Annotated in this window: 20 protein-coding genes; 8 read left to right on the forward strand and 12 right to left on the reverse strand. The window is 68.2% G+C overall.

The genetic code is table 11. The features are described 5' to 3' along the window. Positions 1-143 precede the first annotated feature (143 nt). Complete coding sequence (locus tag HUN07_RS05260) at positions 144-1,442, forward strand: cutinase family protein (protein WP_174908345.1); 1,299 nt, start codon at positions 144-146, stop codon at positions 1,440-1,442. Between the two features lie 128 nt (positions 1,443-1,570). On the opposite strand, the gene HUN07_RS05265 is transcribed toward HUN07_RS05260, so the two are convergent. The 6 genes from HUN07_RS05265 to HUN07_RS05285 form a co-directional block, all read right to left on the reverse strand. Next, positions 1,571-1,876 carry a DUF1416 domain-containing protein gene (locus HUN07_RS05265; RefSeq protein ID WP_114720781.1) on the reverse strand — a complete coding sequence of 102 codons (306 nt, stop codon included), beginning with the start codon at positions 1,874-1,876 and terminating at the stop codon, positions 1,571-1,573. A 5-nt stretch (positions 1,877-1,881) separates the two neighbouring features. Beyond that, positions 1,882-2,715 carry a sulfurtransferase gene (locus HUN07_RS05270; RefSeq protein ID WP_174908347.1) on the reverse strand — a complete coding sequence of 278 codons (834 nt, stop codon included), beginning with the start codon at positions 2,713-2,715 and terminating at the stop codon, positions 1,882-1,884. Positions 2,716-2,806: 91 nt separating this feature from the next. Next, entirely contained in the window at positions 2,807-3,277 is a 471-nt protein-coding gene (locus HUN07_RS05275; protein WP_174908348.1) for a DUF4395 domain-containing protein, read from the reverse strand. 138 nt (positions 3,278-3,415) lie between these two features. After that, complete coding sequence (locus HUN07_RS27375; RefSeq protein WP_368077031.1) at positions 3,416-3,595, reverse strand: putative leader peptide; 180 nt, start codon at positions 3,593-3,595, stop codon at positions 3,416-3,418. After that, positions 3,525-4,010 carry a thioredoxin family protein gene (locus HUN07_RS05280; RefSeq protein WP_174908350.1) on the reverse strand — a complete coding sequence of 162 codons (486 nt, stop codon included), beginning with the start codon at positions 4,008-4,010 and terminating at the stop codon, positions 3,525-3,527. The genes HUN07_RS27375 and HUN07_RS05280 overlap by 71 nt, the downstream gene beginning before the upstream one ends. Further along, positions 4,007-4,789: an LmeA family phospholipid-binding protein gene (locus tag HUN07_RS05285; protein WP_174908352.1), complete on the reverse strand. Its 783-nt coding sequence runs from the start codon at positions 4,787-4,789 to the stop codon at positions 4,007-4,009. Before HUN07_RS05285 ends, HUN07_RS05280 begins: the two co-directional genes overlap by 4 nt. A 142-nt stretch (positions 4,790-4,931) precedes the next feature. On the opposite strand from HUN07_RS05285, the gene HUN07_RS05290 reads away from it, so the two are divergent. The 6 genes from HUN07_RS05290 to pstB all read left to right on the forward strand — a co-directional run bounded on the left by HUN07_RS05290 (position 4,932) and on the right by pstB (position 10,853). Beyond that, positions 4,932-5,699, forward strand: coding sequence for a winged helix-turn-helix transcriptional regulator (locus HUN07_RS05290; protein WP_114720795.1), 768 nt, complete (start codon positions 4,932-4,934; stop codon positions 5,697-5,699). Next, entirely contained in the window at positions 5,700-6,620 is a 921-nt protein-coding gene (mshD, locus tag HUN07_RS05295) for a mycothiol synthase (RefSeq protein ID WP_174908354.1), read from the forward strand. Positions 6,621-6,837: 217 nt separating this feature from the next. Next, complete coding sequence (gene pstS, locus HUN07_RS05300; RefSeq protein WP_114720801.1) at positions 6,838-7,965, forward strand: phosphate ABC transporter substrate-binding protein PstS; 1,128 nt, start codon at positions 6,838-6,840, stop codon at positions 7,963-7,965. 58 nt (positions 7,966-8,023) lie between these two features. Beyond that, a complete protein-coding gene (pstC, locus tag HUN07_RS05305) occupies positions 8,024-9,073 on the forward strand; it encodes a phosphate ABC transporter permease subunit PstC (protein ID WP_114720803.1) in 1,050 nt (349 codons plus the stop codon). Positions 9,074-9,076: 3 nt separating this feature from the next. Continuing rightward, the gene (pstA, locus tag HUN07_RS05310; protein ID WP_114720806.1) at positions 9,077-9,982 is read left to right on the forward strand and encodes a phosphate ABC transporter permease PstA; all 906 of its coding nucleotides are present in this window, start codon (positions 9,077-9,079) and stop codon (positions 9,980-9,982) included. A 94-nt stretch (positions 9,983-10,076) separates the two neighbouring features. After that, positions 10,077-10,853: a phosphate ABC transporter ATP-binding protein PstB gene (gene pstB / locus HUN07_RS05315; RefSeq protein WP_114720809.1), complete on the forward strand. Its 777-nt coding sequence runs from the start codon at positions 10,077-10,079 to the stop codon at positions 10,851-10,853. Here pstB and HUN07_RS05320 read toward each other — a convergent pair. Next, a complete protein-coding gene (locus HUN07_RS05320) occupies positions 10,850-11,959 on the reverse strand; it encodes an endonuclease/exonuclease/phosphatase family protein (protein ID WP_174908356.1) in 1,110 nt (369 codons plus the stop codon). The two genes, pstB and HUN07_RS05320, sit on opposite strands and share 4 nt — an antisense overlap. 199 nt (positions 11,960-12,158) lie before the next feature. Here HUN07_RS05320 and HUN07_RS05325 point away from each other — a divergent pair, with 199 nt between their 5' ends. After that, positions 12,159-13,379: an ABC transporter substrate-binding protein gene (locus tag HUN07_RS05325; RefSeq protein WP_174908358.1), complete on the forward strand. Its 1,221-nt coding sequence runs from the start codon at positions 12,159-12,161 to the stop codon at positions 13,377-13,379. Between the two features lie 58 nt (positions 13,380-13,437). On the opposite strand, the gene phoU is transcribed toward HUN07_RS05325, so the two are convergent. The 5 genes from phoU to HUN07_RS05350 all read right to left on the reverse strand — a co-directional run bounded on the left by phoU (position 13,438) and on the right by HUN07_RS05350 (position 19,549). After that, positions 13,438-14,127, reverse strand: a complete 690-nt coding sequence (gene phoU, locus HUN07_RS05330) for a phosphate signaling complex protein PhoU (RefSeq protein WP_114720818.1) — start codon at positions 14,125-14,127, stop codon at positions 13,438-13,440. 83 nt (positions 14,128-14,210) lie between these two features. Then, entirely contained in the window at positions 14,211-16,199 is a 1,989-nt protein-coding gene (locus HUN07_RS05335) for an LCP family protein (RefSeq protein ID WP_174908360.1), read from the reverse strand. Positions 16,200-16,336: 137 nt separating this feature from the next. Then, positions 16,337-17,278 (reverse strand): DUF5996 family protein, encoded by a 942-nt coding sequence (locus HUN07_RS05340; RefSeq protein WP_174908362.1) that lies wholly within the window; start codon positions 17,276-17,278, stop codon positions 16,337-16,339. Positions 17,279-17,354: 76 nt separating this feature from the next. Next, complete coding sequence (dusB, locus tag HUN07_RS05345) at positions 17,355-18,497, reverse strand: tRNA dihydrouridine synthase DusB (RefSeq protein ID WP_114720827.1); 1,143 nt, start codon at positions 18,495-18,497, stop codon at positions 17,355-17,357. A gap of 98 nt (positions 18,498-18,595) precedes the next feature. Further along, complete coding sequence (locus HUN07_RS05350) at positions 18,596-19,549, reverse strand: acyl-ACP desaturase (protein ID WP_114720830.1); 954 nt, start codon at positions 19,547-19,549, stop codon at positions 18,596-18,598. Positions 19,550-19,679: the final 130 nt, after the last annotated feature.

A 19,679-nucleotide genomic window follows, 5' to 3' on the forward strand; every position in this document is an offset into this window, starting at 1 on the left:
AAATCGGCAGCAACGCGGCAGTTCCGGGCACTGATCTTGTCGATTCCCGATCCGTACCGGATTTGCGGTATACGGTGCTCGCGGAATCGCGAACGAATCACGAACTGTCACGCCTGCGGGGGTGCGCACGGTCGGAGGTGTCGATGGCTCGTCGAGGAATCGTGTCCGCGCTCGGCGGGGTGATCGCGGCGGTGACGCTGCTGTTCTGCGCGGGTCCGGCGGTGGCAGAAGGTTCCGCGGGGGCCGGGGGCTCGGGGGGATCCGGCTCGGGGTCACTGCGCCCGCCCGTGAAGGACCCGAACAACTTCGGCGACGGCTGCCCCGACGTCCTGGTGGTCGCGGTGTCGGGCGCCGGTGACTCGACGGTGGATCGGGACCCGTTCGACGACGGGGAGCGGGTGCCGTGGTCGAACTGGCTCCCCAACATCACCGTCCCGCTCGGCGAGGCGAATCGGGATCAGCCGGGCACGGTGGGCTGGATGTACGTCCCGTACCCGTCCACCTTCGGGCTGGGTCTGCTCGAGGACGTGCCCACCTACCAGGACTCGGTGGCTGCTGGTGTCGCGTCGATGAACCGGATTCTGGACGAGAAGAAGACACAGTGCGGCGACGCGACCCAGTTCGTGCTGCTCGGCTACAGCGTCGGCGCCGAGGTCACCGAGCGGGTCGCCCGCGAACTCGGCCACCGCGGCGGCTCGGCGACCGTCACCGCCGACGATATCGCCGGGGTTGCGCTCGTCGGGGACCCGTACCGTCCCGCCGGCACCCCGTCGCTGGGGGCGCCCGGACCGCGCGGCGGCGGATTCATGTCGTCGGAACCGGCCGACTACGGGGCCCTCGACGGCAAGATCCTGTACGCCTGCCGGCCGTACGACATCGCGTGCGACGCCCCACCGGAAATCGCGGTCCTCGAACTCGCGCTGGGGGTGCTCGGGCAGATGCGGTTCACGGTGCTCAATCCGGTGCAGACGTTCGCCGACTTCGGTCGAGTGATGTCCGAGATGTCGGCGCGGACCATCGCGCACATCGTCACGCGGGACGACTGGTTCACCTCCGACGAGTCCCTGCTCGACGTGCTGCGCAAGGTGGCCGACCAGACCTACCGCGACGGCGCGGCGGCCGCGGAGGCGACGCCGGAGCGCATCGCCGCGATGATGGACTGGGCGCGCGGCCCCGGTGCCGACGTGGTGCGCGCGAAGCTGCGTGCCGAGGGCGCCGGTTTCGTCGAGGACAACCGCGGCGTCGCGAACCTGATCGTGGAGCCGTACATCTTCCTGGGCTTCATCCAGCACATCCTGTACTGGAACTCCAACCCGAACGACCCGTGGTACTGGGACAGCGAGAAGGTGGTCGACTGGATCAGCGGTCTCGCACGCGAGGACGCGCCGGTGACCCCGACGTCCGGCGGATCGACCGGCTCGTCGCTGTCGTCCGGTTCCTGACTACTGGTAGCTCCGGTCCCAGTCACCGGACGGGCACACGGCCTCGAAGGCCTCGCGCAGTGGCCGCCGTCGGACGACGAAAGGGGCGTCACTCCAACAGGAGTGGCGCCCCTTTCGAGGGTCTGGATCTACTTGGCGACCGTCACGTCGACGGCGTAGACGCCGGCGCTGTCCGGGCTGATCGTCACGTCGCCGTTGCCGGAGCTGGAGAGTGCACGCACCTTCCAGGTTCCGGGGGCCGCGAAGAAGCGGAAGTCGCCGGTCGCGGAAGCGACGACCTCGGCGGTGAACTCGTCGGTGCCGTCGAGCAGGCGCACGAACGCGCCGCCCACCGGCTGGCCGTCAGCGGCCAGGACGCGGCCGGTGATGACGGTTTCCTTCTCGACGTCGACGCCCGCGGGCAGGGTCTGGGTCTGAACAGGTGCTCCGCACATATCTCTTATGCTCCCAACTCGATCGGTGCGCCGACCAGCGAGCCGTACTCGACCCAGCTGCCGTCGTAGTTCTTTACGTTCTGCTTGCCCAGGATCTCCTGCAGCACGAACCAGGTGTGGCTCGAGCGCTCGCCGATGCGGCAGTAGGCGATGGTGTCCTTGGTTTCGTCGAAGCCCTTGTCCGCGTACAGCTTCGCGAGGTCCTCGTCGGACTTGAAGGTACCGTCCTCGTTGGCGGTGGTGCTCCACGGGATGTTGATGGCGCCCGGGACGTGGCCGCGCTGCTGCGCCTGCTCCTGCGGCAGGTGCGCCGGCGCGAGGATCTTGCCCGAGTACTCGTCGGGGGAGCGGACGTCGACCAGGTTCGCGGAACCGATCTCGGCGATCACGTCGTCGCGGAACGCGCGGATCGAGGTGTCGGGCGCGGCGGCCTTGTACTCGGTGGCCGGGCGGGTGACGGTCTCCTTCGACAGCGGACGGCCGTCGAGTTCCCACTTCTTGCGGCCGCCGTCGATCAGCTTGATGTCCTGGTGGCCGTACAGCTTGAAGTACCAGTAGGCGTAGGCCGCGAACCAGTTGTTGTTGCCGCCGTAGAGGACCACGGTGTCGTCGTTGGCGACGCCCTTCGCGGACAGCAGAGCGGAGAACTGCTCCTGGTTCAGGAAGTCGCGGCGGACGCCGTCCTGCAGATCCTTGCGCCAGTCGAGCTTGATCGCGCCCTCGATGTGGCCACCGTCGTACGCGGCGGTGTCCTCGTCGACCTCGATGAAGACGGTCTTCGGGGCGGTGAGGTTCTGCTCTGCCCAGTCTGCGGAGACCAGGACGTCGGAGCGAGCCATGGGTTGTCCTTTCGGTGTGGGAACGGCGTGTGTGGAGCGTGGGAGTGCTGTGCGGTTGAGGGCCCGCACGGGTGGAGCGAAGTACTGCGGCTCAGGCCGCGCTGGGGGTCGCGCCGCCGCGCAGGCGGTTGGCGAGCGGGTAGATCTGGCAGCCGAGGCAGATCCCGAACGCGGCGTTGAGCAGGGCCGCGAACAGCGCGAAGCCGGTGGCGATTCCGCCGACGAGGCCGGCGCCGAGCAGGAACGCGACGGTGCCGACGGCCGCGAAGACCAGACCGACGAGCTGCGCGAACCGCAACGGTGCGACGGACTCGCGTTCGACGGTGGGGCTCAGACGCGGCGCGACCAGCGTCGCGAAGAGCCGCCCGTACGGGCTGCGACGCGGGCCGGCGACGGCACCGATCGCGAACACGACCGCCTGTGCTGCCAGCAGCAGGCCGGCGGCGAGGGTCGAGACGGTCGACAGCACCAGCGCCGCGACGAGGACAGCGGTGGTGATCCATGCGGCAAAGCGTGGACCGCGGACGTCGACCTGCTGGTTCTGGAGTGTGGGAGTGGACATCTGGGTGTGCTCCTGCGGGCTACCGAGTGCTGACATGCCGACGTGGGAACGCGGCAGGGACCGGATTTCGGGGTTTCACCGATCACGGACGGGTCCGTCAGCGAGAACGCTGGGAAGAAAGATCGACCGTCTGCGTGATCAACAGCAGGGACAGCAACAACCACCGAGGCGGCACAGATCGACTGCGCGGCGACGGGTGAGCATCAGCTCATGGTTGGCGTACACGTGGTGCAGCGTACCCGGTTTCTCAGGAAATTGAATCCCCGGATGTGAGGAGGGTCTCGATCGACGACTGGAGGTCCGTGGCCGACGGCACACCGGAAATTCGGAAGCGCTCGACCAGTGCTCCGTCGAGAATGAACGTCGTCGGCAGGGACAGGACACCGAGTGTCTTTGCGAGGGAAGGGTGCTCGTCGATATCGAGCTCCACCTCGGTGGCGGTGGGGGAGTCGGGTGAGTCGTCGGTGTCGGCGTCGAGGCGCTCGAGCACCTGCCCGATCACGCGGCGCACCGCGGCGCACGGCCCGCACCAGTCGGCCGAGAAGTGCAGAACGATCGGTCGCCCGGTGGCCGTCACGCCGGCCGCGGCGAGCTGTGCGGTCCACGCGTCGTCCACCGCGTCGGCCGTGGGGGCGGGCGTGGATGCGCGGACCTTACCGGCGCGGCCGCGCAGGATCAGCCCGACGGCGAGCGTCGCGACGACCGCGATGACCAGGATGGTGATTGCGGTCACTGCTTCGTCTTCAATTCGTCGAGGTTGACGACGACGTTGTCGCCGGACCCTTCGATGACGATCTGCGAGCCCTCCGCGTAGACCTCGGTGGGCATGACACCGAACGGGAGCGACTGCGGATCGATCGTCTTGGTGAACAGGTCGAGCACCCCCTGCCGGAGCGGTGCGGGCACCGTGAAGTCGGCCTCGCCCTCCGGCCCGAAATAGAAGTCCGTCGCCACGATCACCAACTGCTCGCCGCGCAGCACCAGGTCGGCCTGCACGCTCACCGACGTCTGCAGCGGACCCACCGGCACCGTGCCGGTCAGCACGATCCCGCCGGTGGTGGGGGAGCCGGAGCCGCCGGAACCCCCGGTGCCGTCCGACTTGCTCGCCGGGGGTGCGGAAACCTGCAGGTCAGGGATGCCGAGGAACCGCCCCAGGTCGGTGGCGTCGATCATCATCCGGCCGTCGAGATGATCGACCGGGACGGTGCGGACCGAGCCGTCGAGCAGGGCCGACGCCGGCACCGACACGCCGTTCAGGGTCGCCTCGATGGTCACCTCGCCGATCATGTCGTTCGGCACCTGCCGGGCGCGGACCTCGACGTTGTCGTACTTGCCGTTCCGCGCCTGGGTGAGGAACGGGAAACCGTGGATGGTGACCTCGGGATCGGCGGTGAGGGAGCCGCCCTCGCGGAGCGCGCGCGAGACGCGGTATTCGGAGTAGGCGGCAGCGCCGAAGTCGACGACGACGACGAGTCCGACGAGGCACACCAGTCCGATGATGAGTTTCCGCACCACATCATTCTTACCGGCCTCGCCGAGGACCGGTGCGGCGGTCCTGCGCAAACTCGCGCTAATCTGTCCCCGAAACAAGAACGTCGGTCCACTCGGTGTCGGCTCTTCCGCCGGCATTCGTGCCGCGAGAGAGGGAGGTGGAGTGGAGCTACTGCTTCTGACCTCCGACCAGAACCCCGAGGCGGTGCTGCCCTCGTTGGCGCTGCTGTCACATTCCGTTCGCCCCGCTCCGACGGAGGTGTCGTCCCTGCTGGAGGCGGGATCCGCGGATGTGGCGCTCGTCGACGCCCGCACCGACCTCGCGGCCGCGCGCGGCCTGTGCCGACTGCTCGGCAGCACCGGGTCGGCGGTCCCGGTCGTGGCGGTCCTCACCGAGGGCGGCCTGGTGGCCGTCAACTCGGACTGGGGTCTCGACGACATTCTGTTGCCGACCACCGGCCCGGCCGAACTCGACGCGCGACTGCGGTTGCTGGTCGGCCGCAACGGGGGTGTGGCGAGTCCGGAATCCGCCGGCAAGATCACGCTCGGCGAGCTCGTGATCGACGAGGGGACGTACACCGCACGACTGCGGGGTCGTCCCCTCGATCTGACTTACAAGGAGTTCGAACTCCTCAAGTACCTCGCGCAGCACGCCGGTCGGGTGTTCACCCGGGCGCAGCTGCTGCAGGAGGTGTGGGGCTACGACTTCTTCGGCGGCACCCGCACGGTCGACGTCCATGTGCGACGGCTGCGCGCGAAGCTCGGCTCGGAGTACGAGTCGCTGATCGGCACGGTCCGCAACGTCGGCTACAAGGCCGTGCGTCCCGCGCGGCCGTCGAACCGGCCGGGGCAGGCCGCCGCCGCGGACGACCTCGGCGACGCCGACTCCGACGACCCCGACCTCACTCCCACCAACGGATCGGCGTATTAGATGGCCACGCAGCAGCTCGACTGGATCGATTCACCGCCGGCGGAGGCCGTGCGGGCGATGATCGAACGGGCCACCGCGGCGGACGGTACGGCGCCGGTGTCCGAGCACGCCGTGCGCGCGCTCACCGCGGCCGGCTCGGTCCGCCACCTGGTGTCCACCTCGGACGGTCGGGTCGTCGGGTATGCGCAACTCGAGCCCGGTCACGGTGAGCATCCCGCGATGGCGGAGGTCGTGGTCGACCCCGCCGAGCGCGGGGCCGGGATCGGTGGACGGCTGGTGGCCGAGGCTCTGGAGGCCGGTGGTCCCGGCACCCGGGTGTGGGCGCACGGCAACCTCCCCGCCGCGGTCGCGGTCGCGCGCCGGCTCGGACTCGTCGGCGCACGTGAGCTGCTGCAGCTGCGCCGGCCGCTCGCGACCCCCGAACTGCCCGACGTCGTCGTGCCGGACGGGGTCACGCTGCGCACGTATCGCGGACCGGAGGACGACGCGGAGCTGTTGCGGGTCAACGCCGCCGCCTTCGCGTGGCATCCCGAGCAGGGGAGCTGGACGCAGCGCGACGTCGACGAGCGCCGCGCCGAACCGTGGTTCGATCCGGCGGGGCTGTTCCTCGCCTACCCGGCAGAGGGGGCTGCGGGGGACCCGAACCGCCTCCTCGGTTTCCACTGGACCAAGGTGCACGCACCCGAGAACGACACCCCGGCGCTCGGCGAGGTGTACGTGGTCGGCGTCGGCCCCGACGCGCAGGGGCGTGGCCTCGGCCGGGTGCTGACGCTGGCCGGGCTGCACTACCTGCGCGACCGCGGCCTGGAGACGGTGCTGCTGTACGTCGAGGGCGACAACACCGCGGCGCTGCACACGTACGAGCGGCTCGCATTCGAGCGGTTCCACGTCGACGTCGCGTACGCCACCCCGTCCCGATAACGGCTGTTCGTGCAGGTTCGGGTGGGTGTGACGATCCCCTCCGAAGATTTCTCTCGGGAGTTCACCTTCCGTTCACCGAACCGGGTCCAGTTGGCTACCGGCGCCCCTTACGTTTCTGGCCTGGGTGGCAGTCGGTCGCCCGGTGCGAGTCACGCGTGATTCGCGCTTCCCATGCCGCCCGGAGTCGGGCGAGACGCTAGACCAGCGGAGGACAAGGGTGAACCTCAAGCGAAACGGCGCACTGCTCGGAATGGTGGCAGTCGGTGCCGTGACGGCGATGTCTCTGACGGCGTGCGGCAGCGACAACAATGCCGCGTCGTCCACCGTCGACACGTCGGCGTCGACCGCCCTGTGCGACGGCAAGGACAAGCTCTCCGGTGCGGGTTCGTCCGCGCAGAAGAACGCGATGGACGAGTTCACCTCGGCCTACATCGCGGCTTGCCAGCAGAAGGGCAAGAACGTCAACGTCGCCTACAACCCCAGCGGTTCCGGTGACGGCCGCACGCAGTTCATCGCGAACCAGATCGACTTCGCCGGCTCCGACTCCGCCATCAAGGGCGAGCAGGCCGATCAGGCGAAGGCCCGCTGCCAGGGCAACGACGCGTGGAACCTGCCGCTCGTGTTCGGCCCGGTCGCGATCGCCTACAACCTCGACGGCGTCGACAACCTGGTGCTCAACGGCGAGACCATCGCCAAGATCTTCAACGGTGGCATCACCAACTGGAACGATCCGGCCATCGCGGCGCTGAACTCCGGCGTCAAGCTGCCCGACGAGAAGATCAGCCCGATCGTGCGTTCGGATTCGTCCGGCACCAGCGACAACTTCCAGCAGTACCTCGAGGCTGCTTCCAACGGTGCGTGGACCGCCGGCGCGGGCTCGGACTTCAAGGGTGGTGTCGGCGAAGGCGCCAAGGGCTCCGCCGGTGTCGCACAGGCCGTGGCCACCGCGCCCGGTTCGATCACCTACGTCGAGAAGTCCTTCGCGGATCAGCAGAAGCTGCCGTCCGCCCAGATCGACACCGGCTCCGGCCCGGTGAAGCTGTCGCAGGAGACAGCGTCGAAGGCCATCGCCAACGCGTCGTTCAAGGGCTCGGGCACCGGTGACCTCACGCTGGACCTGAAGTCGATCTATGGCACCACGGAAGCCGGCGCCTACCCGCTGGTTCTCGCGACCTACGAGGTCGTGTGCTCCAAGGGCTACGACGCCGCGACCACTGCGGCCGTGAAGTCCTTCCTGACCAGCGCCGCCAACGAGGGTCAGCAGACCCTCGCCGAGCAGGGCTACGTGCCGCTGCCGGAGTCGTTCCGCGCCAAGATCAACGAGTCGATCTCCGCGATCGCCTGATCGGACCCGTCGCCATTCGGACCGCCCATCTATATTCAGACAGAGAATGTGAGCGCAGATGACTGACGCGAGCACACGGTCAACACCACGCGCCTCCGGCCCCGCGGACGGCGGGGCCGGGGTGGGCGGTCCGAACGGCACCCCGGAGGTCCCGATCACTTCCCCCGAGACAACGAAGCGCAAGACGGTCACCCGTCCCGGCGACCGGATCTTCGGATCGCTGGCGTCGGGGTCGGCGGTCTTCATCACGTTGCTGGTTGCCGCTGTCGGCTTCTTCCTGATCTGGCGCGCGATTCCGGCGCTGCAGCGCAACGAGGTCAACTTCCTCACCAGCCGTGAGTGGAACACCGACAACATCAACTCGATGGCGTTCGGTGTCCTGGACCTGCTGCAGGTGACGGTGATGGTCTCGCTCGTCGCGCTCGTGCTGGCGATGCCGGTGGCGCTCGGCATCGCGATCTTCCTCACCGAGTACGCGCCGAAGAAGGTGGCTCGACCGCTGGCCTACGTCATCGACCTGCTCGCCGCGGTGCCGTCGATCGTGTACGGCCTGTGGGGCCTGCTGATCTTCGCCCCGGCGATCGCCCCGGTTGCGGTGTGGCTCAACGAGAACCTCGGCTGGATCCCGATCTTCGCGGACGGCTCCGGCTCGATCCGCGGCGGCGGCACGATCTTCACCGCCGGCATCGTGCTCGCGGTGATGATCCTGCCGGTGATCACTGCGGTGACCCGCGAGGTGTTCGGGCAGACGCCCAAGGCACACATCGAGGCCGCGCTGGCGCTCGGTGCCACCCGCTGGGAGGTGGTGCGCACCACCGTCATCCCGTTCGGCAAGTCGGGTTACATCAGTGGCTCGATGCTCGGCCTGGGCCGCGCGCTCGGCGAGACCATGGCGCTGTACATGATCCTGCGCACGACGTCGCAGGCGTTCAGCTGGTCGGTGTTCGACAGCGGATCGACGATCGCGTCCAAGATCGCCCTCGGTTACGCCGAGTTCAACAACAACATCCAGGCGGGCGCCTACATCGCCGCCGGCCTGGTCCTGTTCGTACTCACCTTCTTGGTCAACGCGGCGGCCCGCGCCGCGATCGCCGGAAAGAGGGACTGACCGATGACCAGCGTTCTCGACAAGCCCATCAAGGCGCCCGCATTCCAGGGCGTCGGATTCCGCCGCCGTTTCACCGATGTCGCCGCCACCGTGCTGGTGACCCTGTCCGTGCTCGTCGCGCTCGTGCCGCTGGTGTGGGTGCTGTGGACGGTGATCGTCAAGGGCATCGGTGCCGTCACGTCGCAGACGTGGTTCACGAACTCGCTCAGCGGTTTGTCCGCCTCGGCCGAGGGCGGCGGTATCTACCACGCGCTGATCGGCACCCTGATGCAGGGACTGGTGTGTGCGGCGCTGTCGGTTCCGCTCGGCCTGTTCGTCGCCGTCTACCTCGTGGAGTACGCGGGCAACTCGCGGCTCGGCAAGCTCACCACTTTCATGGTCGACATCCTCTCCGGTGTCCCGTCGATCGTCGCGGCCCTGTTCATCTACGCGCTGTGGATCGCGACGTTCGGCTTCCCGAAGTCGGCGTTTGCGGTGTCGCTGGCGCTGGTGCTGCTGATGGTGCCGGTCGTGGTGCGCAGCACCGAGGAGATGCTGCGAATCGTGCCGAACGATCTGCGCGAGGCGTCGTACGCGCTGGGTGTGCCCAAGTGGAAGACCATCGCGCGCATCGTCGTTCCCACCGCGCTGCCGGGCATCATCACCGGCGTCATGCTGGCCCTGGCCCGCGTGCTCGGCGAGACCGCGCCGCTGCTGATCCTGGTGGGCTACGCGCCGTTCATCAACTTCAACCTGTTCGGCGGGGAGATGGGCACGCTGCCCGGCGTGATGGTCGCGGAGATGAACAACCCGACCGATGCCGGCTCCAACCGGATCTGGGGTGCGGCACTGACCCTGATCCTGTTGATCGCGGTCCTCAACATCGTCGCGAAGACGATCGGTCACTTCGCTTCGGTGCGCAACAAGTGAGCACCGAATCGGAGGCGATCGCCGCGATCGTCGCATCCCCCGAATCTCGTCAGCACATACTCGAGCTAGCGCTCACATCAGTAGGGAGCCGGTAATGGCCAAGCGTCTGGATCTCAAGGACGTCAACATCTACTACGGCAAGTTCCACGCCGTCGCCGATGTCGGGCTGTCGGTGCCCCCGCGCAGCGTCACCGCGTTCATCGGCCCGTCCGGTTGCGGCAAGTCGACGGTGCTGCGCTCCCTCAACCGCATGCACGAGGTGACCCCGGGCGCGCGCGTCGAGGGCTCGGTGCTGCTCGACGGCGAGGACATCTACGGCTCGTCCGTCGATCCGGTGGGCGTCCGCAAGACGATCGGCATGGTCTTCCAGCGGCCGAACCCCTTCCCGACCATGTCCATCCGGGACAACGTCGTCGCCGGCCTCAAGCTGCAGGGCGAGCGCAACAAGAAGAAGCTCGACGAGGTCGCGGAGGAGTCGCTGCGCGGCGCCAACCTGTGGAACGAGGTCAAGGACCGGCTCGACAAGCCGGGCGGTGGCCTGTCCGGTGGTCAGCAGCAGCGTCTGTGCATCGCGCGCGCCATCGCGGTCTCGCCGGACGTGCTGCTCATGGACGAGCCGTGTTCGGCGCTGGATCCGATCTCGACGCTCGCGATCGAGGACCTCATCACCGAGCTCAAGAAGGACTTCACGATCGTCATCGTCACGCACAACATGCAGCAGGCGGCGCGCGTGAGCGATCAGACGGCGTTCTTCAACCTCGAGGCCACCGGCAAGCCGGGCCGGCTCATCGAGATCGACGACACCGAGAAGATCTTCTCCAACCCCACCCAGAAGGCCACCGAGGACTACATCTCCGGCCGCTTCGGCTAGGCCCCGGTCCGCGTTCCGTTCTGCGGCGCAGGGACGGCCGCGGGAACGGCCAACCGGACGTCGGCGACGAGTCCGTGGTGGTCCGATCCGACGATCTCGATGCGCTCGAGGGCGGTCACCGCGGCGCCCTTGGTGATGATGCGGTCGATGCCCGTGAACGCGGGGAGCCGACGGTTGGCCGGCATGGTGGGCAGCAGCCCGGCGCCCACCTGGTCGGCCGCGTCGGTGTAGCCGTCGGTGAGCAGCTCACGGTACTGGCGCTGGGTGTAGCTCGCGTTGAAGTCTCCGCTGACGATGACGTTGTCGCGCGGCGCGTCCGCGAGCATCTCGCCGTGCAGGCCGCGCAGTTCCGCCGCCCACAGCTGCGCCGGGAACAGGTAGGCGGGCGCGGGGTGAACCGCCAACAGGGACACGGGTTCTCGTAGCCCCACATCGAGATCCGCGGTGAGGTTCGCGGACAGGTAGCCCTCCAGATTGCGGGTGTTCGACAGCGGGAAGCGGCTGTAGATGCCGCCGCCCTCGCCACCCGGGCCGTACGACACCACGAACCGGTACGGCAGCAGGTCGTCGAGGCCGGCGGCCTGCAGTCCGTCGATCGACTCGTCGGTGAGTTCCTGGACGGTGAGGACGTCGACGCCGCGGTCGCGCACGGTACGGACCAGGGACGCGGGATCGGCGCGGCCGATCTTGGTGTTGGCCTGCATGACTCGCACCGACGGACCGGACGGGTCCGGCGTCGCGGCACCGTCCGCGCCGGGGATGTACAGCGGGGCGAGAACCCCGACGCCGACGGCGCAGACGACCAGGCAGGCCGCCTGGACGGCCCAGTGCCCGGCGAACGCGGCGACGGCGGCGCCGACCAGTGCGATGACGAGCAGTGTCGGCGTCTGTCCCGCCAGCAGGACCACGAACCGGTTCTCCACGCTCACGGCCGAGGCCAGCAGGCCGAGTGCTCCCGACAGTCCGCAGATTGCAGCGAAGACTCCCGCCGCCAGGCGCGCGGTCCGGTAGTCGATCACCTCTCGATCATGCCCGCCGCCGGCGAGGTCGGCCGCAGTGTTGGCGGGCCCGGAGCGTTCGAGGTGATAACCGAGGATAAGCCTCATGTCTTACTCGGTCGTTTGCAATGGCAGCTATCTGCGCATTCACTGCAATTGTCCGAATCGCCCAAACATTGCTCGAAGTTTCACTACGCTCCTGCGGCAAGCCGGATAGGAGGTGCGGACAGCGCCGAGGGGGACGGTTTCGCGATCCGTGGCTCCACATCTCGTCCGGAAGTGCAGCGCCTATCGAGAAGGACATCACGTGAAACTGAAGACCCTTGCTCCGGCGATCGCAGCCCTCGCCACCGTCGGCCTCGTGGCCTCGGGTTGCAGCAACGACAGTTCCGCCGACGCCGCCGAGAATGCCGCGACGGGCGATCCGATCAAGGTCGGCCAGATCCTCGCGATCGAGGCGGGTGGCGTGTCGGTGGCCAGCCAGGCGGCCGGCATGACGGCGTCGATCCAGGCCCTCAATTCCCGCGGCGGCGTATCAGGTCGGCCACTCGAGCTGATCCAGTGCGACTCGATGGGCGATCCCAACAAGGAGGTCGACTGCGCCAACGACATGGTCGGCAAGGGCGTGACCGCCACGCTGGCCGACTTCACCCCGGCGTCGCCGGAGGCGGTGTCGCAGATCCTCGCGGAGGCAGGTATCCCGCGCATCGGCATGAACCCGATGAACATCGCGGACTTCACCGCGGCCAACGTGTTCACGCCGTTCGCGGGGTCGCTGCTCACGCTCTACGCCAATGTCGACGCGCTCGTCGCGCAGGGCAAGACCAAGCTGTCGCTGATGCGCCCGGACGTCCCGGTCGCGGCCATGCTCAGCCAGATGCTCACGCCCGCGGTGAAGGCGAAGGGGGCCGAGATCGTCAACGAGGTCGCGGTGGGTGCCGGTGCGACCGACTACACGCAGTTCATCGCGGCGGCCGAGCGCAACGGAGCGCAGGGCGTCATCATGGCGCTGCCCGCCACCGAGGCCAACCAGATGGCCGACGCGTTCGAACAGCTCGGGTCGAAACTCGGATTCGCGCTGGCGGCAACCGGATTCACGCAGGCCGACCTGCAGGACCTGGGTACGTTCGCGACGTCGTCGATCTACACCAGCCCGGTGCCGGCGCCGTCGTCGAGCACCGACCAGTTCCCGGGGCTGGTCCCGTTCCTCGACGACATGTCCGCGTCCGGCGAGGAGAACCTGGAACGCGCCAACCTCAACGGCACCGAGATCTTCTCGTGGCTGTCGGTGCGCGCGTTCGGTGAGGTCGCCCAGACCCTCGACACGATCGACGCGTCAGCGGTGATGCAGGGATTCCAGAACGCCACGGACATCGACATGCTGAGCCTGGTCCCGGCGTGGACACCGAACGCGGTGGAGCCGTTCGGCATCTTCCAGCGCGTGTCGAATTCGATGATGTACCGGATGACGTTCGACGGTGACGTCGTCGTCACCGATCCGAACATGTTCGATCTGCGGACCCGGTAGCGCAGACGGCGCGGGGTCCGGCCGGTGCCGGGCCCCGCGCCGATCGTGCTGGGGGGCTCTACAGCTCCGGGTACGACGTGAGGTCGTCGGAGTCGTTGCTCGGTTCGACCGGCATCTTGCCGGTGACGAGGAAGATGACCCGGCGCGCGACCTCGACGGTGTGGTCCGCGAAGCGCTCGTAGAAGCGGCCCAGGAGCGTCACGTCGACGGCGGCTGCGACACCGTGCGACCACTCCCGGTCCATGAGGACGCTGAACAGGTGGCGGTGCAGGTCGTCCATCGCGTCGTCCTCTTCGTGCATCTTCGCTGCACGTTCGGGATCGCGGGTCTCGAGGACTTCCTTGGCGCCGGCGCCGAGCGCGACGGCGATCCGGCCCATCTCGGCGAAGTAGCCGTTGACCTCTTCGGGGAGGACGTGGTTGGGGTGCCGGCGGCGCGTGATCTTGGCGACGTGCAGCGCGAGCGCACCCATGCGGTCGATGTCGGAGACGATCTGGATACCGCTGACGACGGACCGCAGGTCGCCGGCGACCGGGGCCTGCAGGGCAAGGAGGGCGAACGCCCGTTCCTCGGCCACGACACTCAGCTCGGTGATCTTCTCGTGCTCGCCGATGACCTGCTCGGCGAGACCCAGATCGGCGTGGAGGAGGGCCTGGGTGGCCTTCTCCATGGCCGCCCCGGCCAAGCCCGCCATCTCGCCGAGGGTGTCGGCGAGCTCGGTCATCTGTTCGTTGTAAGCGACGCGCATGAGGTCACAGCCTACGGTGCAGCGGAAACCAAGTCACCACGGTCAGGTGAACGGTGGGTGAATGCCAGGCGCAGTTCCGGCGGTCAGGTGCAGGGATTGTCCGTCGCGTTGGTGACTGCGAGGTCGGCGGGCAGCTCGATCTCCTCGTCGGCGCCGACCCGTGCGTGCCCGGCGTCGACGGGCGTGCCGGCCTCGACGGGGGCGACGAGGGTGCGGTCGAACTCGCTGCCGAGAACCACCTCGACGATGTTGCCGAGGCCGGATACCGATTCGAGCACCGCACCGGGGATGGACGACGCCACGGTCGCAGCCTCGGCCTCGCGGCCGGGGGAGAACCGGACGACGGTCTGGCTGCTGGTGCCGGTGTAGTTGCCGACGCTGTAGATCTGGAACCCATACGCGGCGAGCTGGTCGGCGGTCGTGGCGGCCAGCCCGGAGACGCCCGAGCCGTTGGATACCTGGAGCGTCACCTCTTCCGGACTCAGCGCGAGCTGGTCGACGGCGTGGTCCGGGGCGGGCGCGGCGTCCTTCTTGGTGTCCTCGGTGCGCTTCTCGCCCGGGAGGGGCTCGTCGTCGATGATCGCCTTGAAGATGTCCTTGATGTCGTCGAGTCGGGGGATCTCGTTGCCCCACTCGTTGGTTCCGGCGGTCGGGACGGTGATGAACGTGACGGCGCCGGCGTCGACGTTGCGCAGCGACTGGCCGAGCGTGAGTAGCGACTTGGTGTCGATGTTCTCGACGAACGTGGCCCGGGTGAACGCGTTGATGAAGCCGTTGAGCTTGGTGGGATCGAACAGCACCTTGCTCGACATCGCCTCACGCAGCAGCGCCGACAGGAACAGTTGCTGGCGTTTGATCCGGCCGTAGTCGCCGTTGCCCTCCGCCTCGACGTGACGGGCGCGCACGTAGTCGAGCGCCTTCTTGCCGTCGAGGGTCTGGGTGCCCGCCGTCGGCAGGATCGTGCCCAGCTCACCGTCGATCAGTGGTTGCGGGACGCACACCTTCACGCCGCCGACCTCGTTGACCATGTTCTCGAAGCCCGCGAAGTCCATGCCGACGAAGTGGCGGATCTTCACACCGGATATCTTCTGGATCACCTTCACCAGGCACTTCGGTCCGCCGAGTGCGTAGGTGGCGTTCAGCTTGTCGCCGTCGGCGGCGGGGTACGTCTCGTCGGTGTATTCGCCGGTCGTGCTGTCCCAGCCCTGACAGACCGGCCGCTCCACGTCGAGGTCACGGGGGAACGACACCGCGACGACGCGGCTGCGATCGGCCGGGACGTGGACGAGCATGACGGTGTCCGCGCGGGCGCCCTCGGCGTCCTCGACGGTGCCGGCGCCCACCGCTCCGGCGGCTCCGGCGCGGGTGTCGGTGCCGACGATCAGATACGTCTCGTCGCCGGTCTGCCCGCCGGGGTCGATGATGTCGGTGGAGTCGGTGTCGAGTGCGGCGATCTGCGAGAACCGGCCCTCGGTGGTCCTCAGGTATCCCCACACGACGCCGGTCGCGAGCAGCGCCATGACCGCGACGAGCGCGACGGCGGACCGTCCGAACAGCAGTAGCTTGCGTTGCCTGCGGGTCTTGCTCGCGGCGAGCCTGGTCGGCTGGGGGTTGCCGACGGCCTGGGGTGGCGCGGTCGTCACGGCCTCTTCCACCCAGTTCGGGGCGGACGGCTCGGGGTCGTCGTAGGGATCCTCTGTGAACAGGTAGTCGTCGTCGGTGACGGACGGGATGATCTCGGTCGGGTCCTGATCGTCCATCGGGTCGACGTCGGAACCGTAGCCGGCGACTCGGGCGTCGTCCTCGTCCGCTCGGGCGCGCCGCCCGCGGGAGGCCCGGCCCGCGGGCCGGCCCATCTTTTCCATCAGTTCGGCGACGGACAGCCGTTCACTCGTGTCGCCGTCGTCCGCGCGTCGGCCCGCGGATCCGGGCGTGTCGATCGCTCCCGGATCGGACTCGTGACGCCCGTGTCTGCGGGCCTGCGCTTCGCGATAGGTGCTGTCGGCGAGAGGGCGCTCCCAGGGCGCTCGGCCTTCCGGCGCGGCGTGACCGGGATTGTGCTCGTCACCCACCGATTCGCCCTGACCTCTCCGCCTCCAAAAAAGTACCGTCGCTCGACGACGTCGCAATGATACTGATGGATGACCTCCGTGGCATCAGTGCGCGCGCGGGAGTTCGGTTGTCGCAGTTGGAGGCGGGCGCGCGAAGATCAGCGGCTCGAACGCCACCGCCGCGGATCGCACTCGAGCGCGGCGCGATCCCAGTCGGCGTTGTCGGCGGCCGCCTCGTATGTGGTCTGCAGGAATCGTTGCAGCGTCGCGTCGGGGTCGTCCGCGGTCCGGACGGCCTCGTAGGGCAGCAGGAACTGGCGGTGCTCGGTGCTGTAGAACGCCTGGTCGGGCGCCACCGGGTAGTCGGCGAAACCGTCGGGCTCGGGGTAGGCGTACGAGTAGAACGCGCCTTCCTCGCCGCCTCCGGGCCACCACCCGCAGCTCGACAGCTCGTGTGAGTAGCCCTCCACCATCACCCAGTCGCCGCAGTGGGGTGCGCCACCCGGATGCTTCGGCGCGGTGCGTCCCGAGAATCGGGTGCACGCCATGTCGAACGAGCCCCAGAAGAAGTGCACCGGACTGACCTTGCCCAGGAAACGGGACCGGAACTCGTGGATCCCGCGGTCGACCTGGATCAGCTGCCGCCAGAACAGGTTGGCCGCGTGCGCGTCGTAGGACGCGTGCGCGGTGTCCTCGGCGAACGGGATCGCCGTGACCACCTCGTTAGGGGTCGCCGTGATGTGTGTCTCGATGCCCAACTCGTCGAGCGCGCCGGTGATCAGGGTGTAGAACTTCGCGACCGGCATCGGTTCGAGCGCGAATCCCCGCGCCGATCCGTTGCTGTCACGGATGGTCAGGCGGTGGTCGCAGAAGTCGAACTCGATGTCGAAGACGCGGTTGCGGTACGGGATCGCCGACGTCGTCAGTCCCCGCGCGCTCACGTACAGCGGCACCTGCCACCAGTGGTTGACCAGCGGGGTGTGGGCCAGACGGACCTTGCCGACGATCTGCGTCCACATGTGCAGGGTGTCGCGGGTGGGTTCCCAGTCCGAGACCCGCAGTGCGGGCCAGGCATCGGAATCGGTGGGTGAAGCGGCCACGACGTCTCCCTCCGGAAGAATCCTCGAGGATCTGCAGCTTCTCCGGAGTCTAGGCGTCGGTGGTGATCGGCCGGGGCTATCCGCCGGAATGCATGATGTCGGCACCCTCGGGGACGAGGGTGTCCTCGGGGTCGTCGAGCCAGCCGTCGGGCAGCGCGACGGTGCCGGGCGAACCCTGGCGGCCGCGCGGGCCCTCGGCGTCCTTGGGGAAGGGCACCGTCGGGTCGAGCTGGCCGAGGAAGCCCTCGAGTTCGGCGAGCGAGGACACCCGGGCCATCCCGTTGCGCAGTTCCGAGCCGGCCGGGAACCCGCGCATGTACCACGCGATGTGCTTGCGCATCTCGCGCATACCGCGGTCCTCGCCGTGGTGGTCGGCCAGCAGCCGACCGTGCCGCAGCATGATCGCGGCGACCTCGCCGAGCGTCGGCGGCGTCGGGATCTGCTTGTCGTTGAGGGCGGCGCTGAGCTCGGCGAACAGCCACGGTCGGCCCAGGCAGCCACGTCCGACGACGACACCGTCGCAGCCCGTCTCTGCCATCATCTTCGCGGCGTCCTCGGCAGCGAAGATATCGCCGTTGCCGAGCACCGGGATGTCGGTGACGTGTTCCTTGAGCCGGGCGATCTCGCTCCAGTCGGCGGTGCCCGAGTAGCGCTGCGACGCGGTGCGGCCGTGCAGCGCGACGGCGGCGGCACCCTCCGCGGCGGCGATGCGTCCCGCGTCGAGGTGCGTGTGATGCTCGGCGTCGATGCCGATGCGCATCTTCACCGTCACCGGGATGTCGGTGCCCTCGGTCGCCTTCACCGCGGCGGCGACGATCTGCCCGAACAGGCGGCGCTTGTACGGCAGCGCCGAGCCGCCGCCCTTGCGGGTGACCTTGGGGACGGGGCAGCCGAAGTTCATGTCGATGTGGTCGGCCATGTTCTCGTCGACGATCATCTTCGCGGCGGCGTACGTGATCTCGGGGTCGACGGTGTACAGCTGCAGCGACCTGGGCGTCTCGGTGGGGCCGAACGTGGTCATGTGCATCGTCACCGGATGCCGCTCGACCAGTGCGCGCGCCGTCACCATCTCGCAGACGTACAGGCCCGACGTGCTTCCGGCGCGCTCGAGTTCGAGTTCACGGCACAGGGTGCGGAACGCGACGTTCGTGATGCCGGCCATGGGGGCCAGCACGACCGGGCTGCCCAGCTCGAGGGGGCCGATGCGAAGGGGTGACATGAAGACCTCGGGATAACTACTACGGGAGAAAAGACTGTGCCCGGTACCGAATCCGGTACCGGGCACAGGATAGCTGCAACGGGGCAGGTGGCGACCTGTCAGGAGGCCTTCTCGGCGCGCGCGGCCTCGCGGGCCAGCGACCGGTCGCGCATCTCCTCGAACTTGGTGGCCTGCTTCTCGAGATCCTCGAGGAATACCGCCAGTTCCTCGCGGGTGTCCTCGCCGCGCGCAGTGAAGTCGGTGCGATCGAAGACGTTCCACTTGCGGAGCACCGGCATCACGACCTCTTCGAGGTGCTGACGCAGGTCGTAGATGCCGTGCTTGGCCATCAGCACGCCGTTGCGGCGGAAGTTCGGCATACCGGCGCCGGGCATCTGGAAGTTCTTGATGATGTCGGTCACGGCCTTGAGTGTCTGATCGGGTGCGATGTCCATCGCCGCGCCACAGATGTTCCGGTAGAAGATCATGTGGAGGTTCTCGTCGGCCGCGATGCGCTGGAGCATCTTGTCGGCGACCGGGTCCTGGCAGGCCTTGCCCGTGTTGCGGTGCGAGACGCGGGTCGCGAGTTCCTGGAACGTCACGTACGAGACCGAGTGCAGCAGGCCTACGCTGTCGCCGGCCGGTGAGTTGTAGCCGTTGGTCATGTGGATCATGCGGGCGTTCTCGAGTTCCACCGGGTCGACGCCGCGGGTGACAACGAGGTAGTCGCGCATCACGATCCCGTGGCGGTTCTCCTCGGCGGTCCACCGGCCTACCCAGGTGCCCCAGGCGCCGTCGCGCGAGAAGTTCTCGGCGATCTCGCGGTGGTAGGAGGGGAGGTTGTCCTCGGTGAGCAGGTTGGTGATCATCGCGGCCTTGGCGACCTCGCCCAGGCGAGACTGCTCGGGATCCCAGTCCTCGCCGCCCATCGCGGCGAAGTTACGGCCCTCGTCCCACGGGACGTAATCGTGCGGATGCCAATCCTTGGCCATCGAGAGATGCCGATTGACGTTCTCTTCGGCAACAGGCTGCAGCTCCTGCAGCAGCTCGAGCTGGGTGAGATCCCGCGACATCCGATTCTGCCTCCGTAACGAGTTGGGGGACACGCATTCCTCGGGGAACGTACTGCAAACCTACGGTACCGTAGGTTCGAAGGGAAGGGGGCCGGGTGGCAGTGGATGCCGCTGCGTAATCCCCCTGGGG

This window comes from Rhodococcus sp. W8901 (assembly GCF_013348805.1).
In the GTDB taxonomy this organism is placed as follows: domain Bacteria; phylum Actinomycetota; class Actinomycetes; order Mycobacteriales; family Mycobacteriaceae; genus Prescottella.